Raw genomic sequence first — 6620 nt, 5'->3', positions numbered from 1 at the left:
GAGTACGGGCCAGCCCGGTAACCGTATGACCGGCACCGATCAGGGCCGGGACGGTTCGGCTACCGAGCGCCCCGGTGGCGCCGGTGACGAAAACCTTCATCGCTCGGTCGCTCCTCTCGGGTCGGCGGTGCCCCACACGCGAAAGATGCTTGCTGATCCGCGGAGGCCGCGGCTCCAGGTTCTCGCGGTTCGGTTCACGCCGAGACCGAGTCCGGTGAGTTCAAAGACGCGGAAATCTTCCTCGTCTCCGAGTCCGTGCAGGGCGTCGGCGAGTGTTTTCAGTATCGCATCAGTACTGCGGTCCTCGGCATAGCTGATCGCCGGCAGCACGGCCGGCGGAATATCGGCGGCCGCCGCTACGGGAATCGCGTTGCGATGGCCGCGGTGATCGCATCGGGTGCGTGTTCCTGGATGAAGTGACGTGCGTGCGGTAGCTCGACGACGCGGAGGTCGGGGAAGGTGGCGCGTATCCGCGGGAGGCAGGAATCCGGGCGGAAAACCATATCCCGCATTCCCCAGACTGCCAGGGCCGGCTTGTCGCCCAGAGCGGCGGGAACGTCGAGCGCGAGTCGGTCGAGCAAGGGGTGTGCGGCGCGAATCTCTCTGGGCATCACGGTCAGCGCTCGCCGGGCTTCCGCGGTGGGCTGGACGGCGCGGTAGTGGTGGGTCTCGGCGGCGGTCAGCTTCCGCCCGAGTTCTCCGAGCAGGAATCGGTCGACGAGGAAGTTCTCCTCGAGAATCCGTCGCTGCATCGGACGGCTGCTCATGATCATGCTGAACGCCCGGTTCGGCCATGCTTCGATCGGCCAGAACACGGTGTTGCCCAGCACAATTCCGCTCACCCGATCGGCACGTGAGATGGCTGCTCCGAGACCGATGGGCCCGCCCCAGTCCTGGCCCATCACAACGAAACCGTCGAGTCGCAGGTGATCGATCAACTCTCCGAGGACTGCGGTCTGTTCGGCAATCGTGTAGCCGAAACCCGCGCGACGTTCGGATAATCCGAAACCCGGGTAGTCGACGGCAATGCACCTATATCGGTCGCGCAGGCCTTTCACGATGTGCCGGTACAGAAAACTCCACGTCGGGGATCCGTGGCAGAACAGAATCGGGGTTCCGGCGCCCTCGTCGATGTAGTGAACTCTACCGGCGGACGAGTCGAACCAACGGGACTCGAAGGGGTACAGACCCCCGTCGGGAACGAAGTCGATCAGCATATGGTCCCTCCCTCCGATGTCAGGCTAGCTCCGGTGTGTTCGGCGCGGCTACCGGAATGACCGGCCTGGTCTTATTACGGTACGTACCGTACTGTAATTGCATGATCGCAAATGCCTGGCCCGACGCCCTGGGGGTAGCCCAGGTCAGAATCGCCCGCCCGACCGATCGCCTCGACGAGGTGGTTCGTTTCTATGTGGACGGGCTCGGCCTGAACGAGCTCTATAGATTCGAGAACCATGCGGGTTACGACGGTGTGATGCTGGGTTTGCCGGGCACGGATCATCACCTCGAATTCACCACCCACGTCGACGGCAGTCCGGGCGACGCGCCGAGCAACGACAATCTGCTGGTGTTGTACTTCTCGTCGGAAGCCCGGATGTACGAGACGGTGCACCGGCTGGGGGAATTCGGATACGAGCCGGTGCCGACCGAGAATCCGTATTGGGCGGCCAACGGTGCGATCGCCTTCCCGGACCCGGACGGCTGGCAGGTTGTTCTCGTGCCGCGGCCGGTGTTCTGATGGCGGGTCGAACCCGGGACGACCGAATCGATACGGCGGTGCTGGCCGCGGCGCGGGCTGTACTCGACACCGAGGGTTACGCGGGGATGACCATCGGCCGGGTCGCCACCGAAGCCGGTATCCATCGCCCCGCGATCTATCGGCGATGGCCGTCCAAACGCCACCTGGTGGTCGATATCGTCGCCGACCTGCTGGGGCTCGAACCGACCGCCGATACCGGGGATCTCCGTGCCGATCTCATCGCATCGATGCGGGAACTCGTGGTCGCAGTCCGCGATACCTCGCTGGGCCGGGTGCTGCCCGCCCTGGTGGCCGACCTGTCCGCCGACCCGGAGTTACGCGAACAACTCTGGTCCAGGGTTTTCGGGCCGCGGCGTGACACCACGGCCCGCGCGCTCAAATCGGCCATCGATCGCGGCGAGGTCGACCCGGATATCGATATCGGCTTCGTACTGGACGCGGTGGCCGCACCGATCTATTTCCGCGCTCTGTTCCGGCATCTGCCGCTGCCGGATGCGCTGGCCGACCAGTCGGTGGACGCGGTGCTGGCGGCCATCCGATGTAAGCCGTGACCCGGGCGCGACTCCGTCATGCTCGGCCCGGCCGATCCGGCGTCGCGGATGGGGCCGAAACTCATCTCGGTAGCCCGTGCGAGCGCCCGTGCCGGCCGCACACCATGCCGGATCAGCTGTTCCGGTCGGCGGACGCAGGCTGGTGGGGTGCGTTGCCGACCGCGCCGTAAACCAGCCGACGCAAAAGGGTTTCGGCCGGTCCCGGGCTTGCGCGCCGTTCGAGCAGCACGGCATAGGCGGCCGTGACGATCCACACTCCGACGGCGAACGCAGCCATACTCGCACTGCCGAGTACAGCGCCGAGTCCGAGCCCCCACGCCGCGAGCAGTGGCGCGCACAGCACCGATTGAGCCAGATAGCAGGTCATCGAACGTTTGCCCACCGCCGTGACGGCGTACGCGATCGGCCCGAGCCGGCGATCGGCCAGTCGTCCGCCGATCAGCCCGAATACCGCGACATAACCGAGGCCGCACGCCAGGCCGGTGGCCATCTGCGGTGCCGCCAACGCCGCCATCGCCGGTTCCATACCGCTGATCACCCCGGCGTGGGCGAGTGCGTGGACGAGCCCGAAGCTCCAGCCGACGGCGATACCGGCGATCGCGGTCACCCACAGCAGCCGCCGGTGTTCCTGCGGCCGTTCGAGGACCCGGCGGCGCGCGGCCCAGAACCCGAGCAGGATCGATACGGGGACAACCATGCCGAACAGGCCTTGGACGAAAGTCACCTGCACAGGCCACATCGTCATTCGTGCGACGGCGGAGTCCAGGTAACTCTCCGCCGAAATGCTGGCGTACGCGGCGTTCGCGAATCCGGGATCGAATCCGTTGCCGCTGTCTTCGCCCGACAGTACGGCCACCGCCCCGAGTATCGACAACCCTGCCACCACGGCAACGACGGCGGTGCCGACCCCGGCCCAGGCCAGCAGTGTGCGATCGGTGCGGCGCAGGAACAGCCACACCAGGACGAGGCCGGTGAGCCCGTAGGCGCCGAGTATGTCGCCGCCCCACAACAGCAGGGCGTGCACCGCGCCGAAGCCGATGAGCCACACATTCCGGCGCTGTATCACCGACCGGACCTGTTTCTCGGAGAGCCCGCGCTGTTCCTGCCGCCTGGCGATCATCACCAGGCCGTAACCGAAGAGGAACGCGAACATCGGGTACACCCGCAGGTCGACGGCGGTGATGAGGACCCCCTGCACCACCGTGTCGAGTGCCGAGCCGTCTACCGGGTGGGCCCCCGACGCCGAACGCTGTCCGCCGTACAGGTAGTAAGCCGTGTTGGCGAGCGCGATCAGCAGCAGCATGAACCCGCGTGCCAGGTCCGGTCCCGGGATCCGTGCGGCCCCGCCCCGCGGGGCGGGATCACGTGTTGCCTGATCGATCGTCATTGCTTCGTCCCTGCTGCGGTCGGAGGATTCGCGGCGATCGCGTGGGTGATGAGATCGGCCAACTCGTCGGCGTGCGCACCGAGATCGTGTTCGGGATAGGAATGCCAGTACGCGATCATCGCGTCGATTCCCGCCTGCACCGTGACGGCCATGACGCGCGTATCGAATCGGCGCAGCTCACCGGAGTCCTGACCGGTCCGGAATTCCGCTTCCAAACCCTGATAGGTGGATTCGTTGAAGCGGTCGCCGTACACCGGGCGTCCGTTGTCGTCGAGGAGATTGTGGAGTACCTCGGTCAGCGCCCGCAGTTCGGCCGGGTGGGCGCGCACATAGTCGGCGACGGCCCGGATCCGTGCGCCGATCCGGCGCAGCACCGTTTCTTCCGCCGTCACCCTGGGCGTCACGAATGCGGTGATCTCCTCGTAGACATGCTCGACGAGCCGCTCCATCAGTTCGTCCTTGCCCGCGAAGTGATACGAGATCACACCCTTGCTGATACCGGCCCGTTCGGCGATCCGGGCGAGCGAGGTTTTCGCGTACCCGGACTCCGCGAACACGGTGACGGCGTTCTCGAGTATCTGCTTTCGCCGCACCTGCTCGATGAACGACGGACGTTTCTGGCCGGATGTACTTATTTCTGGCCGCATGGTCAAAATTTTAGACGACCGGACAGGATGGAACAACGGTCGACACCGGCGCCGATCCGGCGCCGCCGTTCAGGCCAGCAGTCCGTGGATGATGATCGCGGCGATCGTATCGCTGTCGTCGGTATCGTCTGCGCGGCCGAACCTGCGAGCCCAGGGCTCTTGCCCGTACAGCAAGGTCGGCTTGGTGACGGCGAAATGGAAAACGTGCCAGGGGATATCGCGGACCCGCCCGGCTGCCACCAACCGTTCGAAGACGGGTTTGACGGCATTGTTCATGGGTTCGGTCAGCTCGAAGAGGTAATCCAGCCGTGCGGATTCGCGGGCCGCTTCGTAGTCGATCACCCGATTCAGATGCGGATGATGCGTGCTGACGTGGTGGAACTCTCGAATGGCCTGAATCAACCAGTCCAGATCGTCGTCCGGTGCCGATGCGAGGGCGGCGGCCAGTTCGGCGGCCAAGGCCCGGTACTCGTACGCGACAACCTGTTTCCAGAAGGCCTCCTTGGAGCCGTACCTGTCGTGGAGGAAGGTATGCCCCATGCCGAGTCGGTGGTTCAGTTCGCGGACCGAAACTGCCTCGTAGCCCAGTTCGGCGAAGGCCTGCAGGCCCTTGTGCATGAGCTCGGCGTGATCGGGGGTCCGGACCTCACGTTTCGGCCTACCCGGGCCTGAGCGCGCCATTCGTTTCTCCTTCGACCTGGGCGTATCCATATTATCCGACAGGTGCCTGATATTGTCTGGGTTGTTCGCCTGCGGCTTGCCGCACCATGATCGGCCACCGCCGACCAGGACCAGAAACCAGCTACAGAGATCGGGGACCGGTATGACTGCTCTGCAGGACAAGGTCGCTCTCGTCACCGGGTCGGCCCGGGGGATCGGCCGGGCCATTGCCCTGCGCTACGCCTCGCTCGGCGCCCGGGTGGTGATCAACTACGCCGGCAACGAAACCAGTGCCTCCCGGACCGTGCAGGACATCGAGGAACTCGGATCGGAGGCGGTCGCGATCCAGGCCGACGTTTCCGACGCCCAGGCCCTCGAGCATCTCTTCGAGGAGTCCGTCCGGGCGTTCGGAAAGCTCGATATCGTCGTGGCCAACGCCGGCGTCGAACTGATCGATCAACCCATCGCCGACGTCACCGAAGAACAGTTCGACCGCCTGTTCTCGATCAATACCAAGGGCGCGTTCTTCACCCTGCAGAAGGCCGCGAAGCATATCGAGGACAACGGCAGGATAATCTACATCGGCTCCAGCACCACGTGCCTCGCCATCCCGGGGGTAGGTCTGTACGGTTCCAGCAAAATGGGCCCACGCTACACCGTGGAGGTGCTCGCCCAGGAGGTCGGAAACCGGGGCGTCACGGTCAATTCCATCATTCCCACCCAGATCGAAGGTGCCGGAGTGTTCACCGACCTCCCCGAAGACGACCCCACCCGAGCCCAGAACCTGGCCATGCGTCCCATCGGGGGCCGGCTCGGCAGTGTCGACGATGTCGCGGACGCGGCCGAGTACTTCGCCGGCCCCCTGTCCCGGTGGGTGAGCGGGCAGCATCTGCTCATCAGCGGCGGACTTCCCGGGTAGGCCCGTGCGGGATACCGAGCGAGCTCGTCAGAGCCTGCGACTCGAGAGCGTTTCCGACCACGGATGATCCGGGTGCACTTGCGCAAGCCATGCGGACAGCCGGAATCGCCGTGCGGAGTCCATCCCAGGGAGCGTGCGCCGGAAGTCCGTCTCGTCTTTGGCGCGGCGGGCTTTCGCTTTGAACAACAGCACGACCTCCGGGATCATGTAGGGGATACCGTCGGCGGTGTGGAGTATCAGCTCGTCGTAGGGCAGGGTGATCGAGGTATCGCGGCGGCACAACCATCGATCACCACGGTGCGGTTCGCGGAACACATCGAGGTGATACAGCCCGGTCGCCGGATCACGCAGCCAGGTTTGGTGCTGATCATCGGCCTCCTCGGGAAACGGCCACACCTGCCCGTCACCGACGACGTCCCATTCGTAGCCGGGAAGCGCGTTCGCGATATCGGCGAATCGTTCACCGGGCACACCGATTTCGAGGTCGGAATGCTCACGTCCGAGACCACCGACGAACAGATCCAGCGCCCAGCCACCTGTGATGTACCAGCATGGCGGGGCGCACGACAGCCGTTCGGCGGCTTCGGTGGGGGACCAGGCTCGCCAGAGCCGGTCGCATTCCTCGGGGGACAATGGACGTCCGGTCATCTCCGGCGATCTCCTCCGCAACGGCGGCCGTGTGCTGGGTCGAGGGCCG

Annotated in this window: 9 protein-coding genes; 3 read left to right on the top strand and 6 right to left on the bottom strand. The window is 65.4% G+C overall.

Translation table 11 applies throughout. The features are described 5' to 3' along the window. Together QH195_RS21125 and QH195_RS21120 are read right to left on the bottom strand one after the other, a co-directional pair. Window positions 1-100 (bottom strand): NAD-dependent epimerase/dehydratase family protein (locus QH195_RS21125; protein WP_280436709.1); only part of this gene is annotated, 100 nt, incomplete at its 3' end. A 256-nt stretch (window positions 101-356) separates the two neighbouring features. Next, entirely contained in the window at window positions 357-1217 is an 861-nt protein-coding gene (locus tag QH195_RS21120) for a haloalkane dehalogenase (RefSeq protein WP_280436708.1), read from the bottom strand. A gap of 101 nt (window positions 1218-1318) precedes the next feature. Here QH195_RS21120 and QH195_RS21115 point away from each other — a divergent pair, with 101 nt between their 5' ends. Together QH195_RS21115 and QH195_RS21110 are read left to right on the top strand one after the other, a co-directional pair. Next, a complete protein-coding gene (locus QH195_RS21115; protein ID WP_280436707.1) occupies window positions 1319-1738 on the top strand; it encodes a VOC family protein in 420 nt (139 codons plus the stop codon). Further along, entirely contained in the window at window positions 1738-2310 is a 573-nt protein-coding gene (locus QH195_RS21110; protein ID WP_280436706.1) for a TetR/AcrR family transcriptional regulator, read from the top strand. The genes QH195_RS21115 and QH195_RS21110 overlap by 1 nt, the downstream gene beginning before the upstream one ends. Window positions 2311-2422: 112 nt before the next feature. Here the strand turns inward: QH195_RS21110 and QH195_RS21105 are convergent, their stop codons facing one another. From QH195_RS21105 to QH195_RS21095, 3 genes are all read right to left on the bottom strand, one after another. Beyond that, on the bottom strand, window positions 2423-3697 hold the full coding sequence (locus QH195_RS21105) for a DUF418 domain-containing protein (RefSeq protein WP_280436705.1): 1275 nt from the start codon (window positions 3695-3697) through the stop codon (window positions 2423-2425). After that, window positions 3694-4344, bottom strand: a complete 651-nt coding sequence (locus QH195_RS21100; protein WP_280436704.1) for a TetR/AcrR family transcriptional regulator — start codon at window positions 4342-4344, stop codon at window positions 3694-3696. The genes QH195_RS21105 and QH195_RS21100 overlap by 4 nt, the downstream gene beginning before the upstream one ends. 69 nt (window positions 4345-4413) lie before the next feature. After that, window positions 4414-5025 (bottom strand): TetR/AcrR family transcriptional regulator, encoded by a 612-nt coding sequence (locus QH195_RS21095; RefSeq protein WP_280423201.1) that lies wholly within the window; start codon window positions 5023-5025, stop codon window positions 4414-4416. Between the two features lie 142 nt (window positions 5026-5167). Between QH195_RS21095 and QH195_RS21090 the strand changes: the two genes are divergently transcribed. Then, window positions 5168-5923, top strand: a complete 756-nt coding sequence (locus QH195_RS21090) for an SDR family oxidoreductase (RefSeq protein ID WP_280436703.1) — start codon at window positions 5168-5170, stop codon at window positions 5921-5923. A gap of 27 nt (window positions 5924-5950) precedes the next feature. Here the strand turns inward: QH195_RS21090 and QH195_RS21085 are convergent, their stop codons facing one another. Further along, window positions 5951-6571, bottom strand: coding sequence for a nucleotidyltransferase domain-containing protein (locus tag QH195_RS21085; protein WP_280436702.1), 621 nt, complete (start codon window positions 6569-6571; stop codon window positions 5951-5953). Window positions 6572-6620 lie beyond the last annotated feature (49 nt).

It is taken from the genome of Nocardia carnea (assembly GCF_029868855.1).
Lineage (GTDB): Bacteria > Actinomycetota > Actinomycetes > Mycobacteriales > Mycobacteriaceae > Nocardia > Nocardia carnea_A.
Note: the sequence above shows the minus strand (reverse complement) of the source record. Positions and strands in the feature narration are given on the sequence as shown.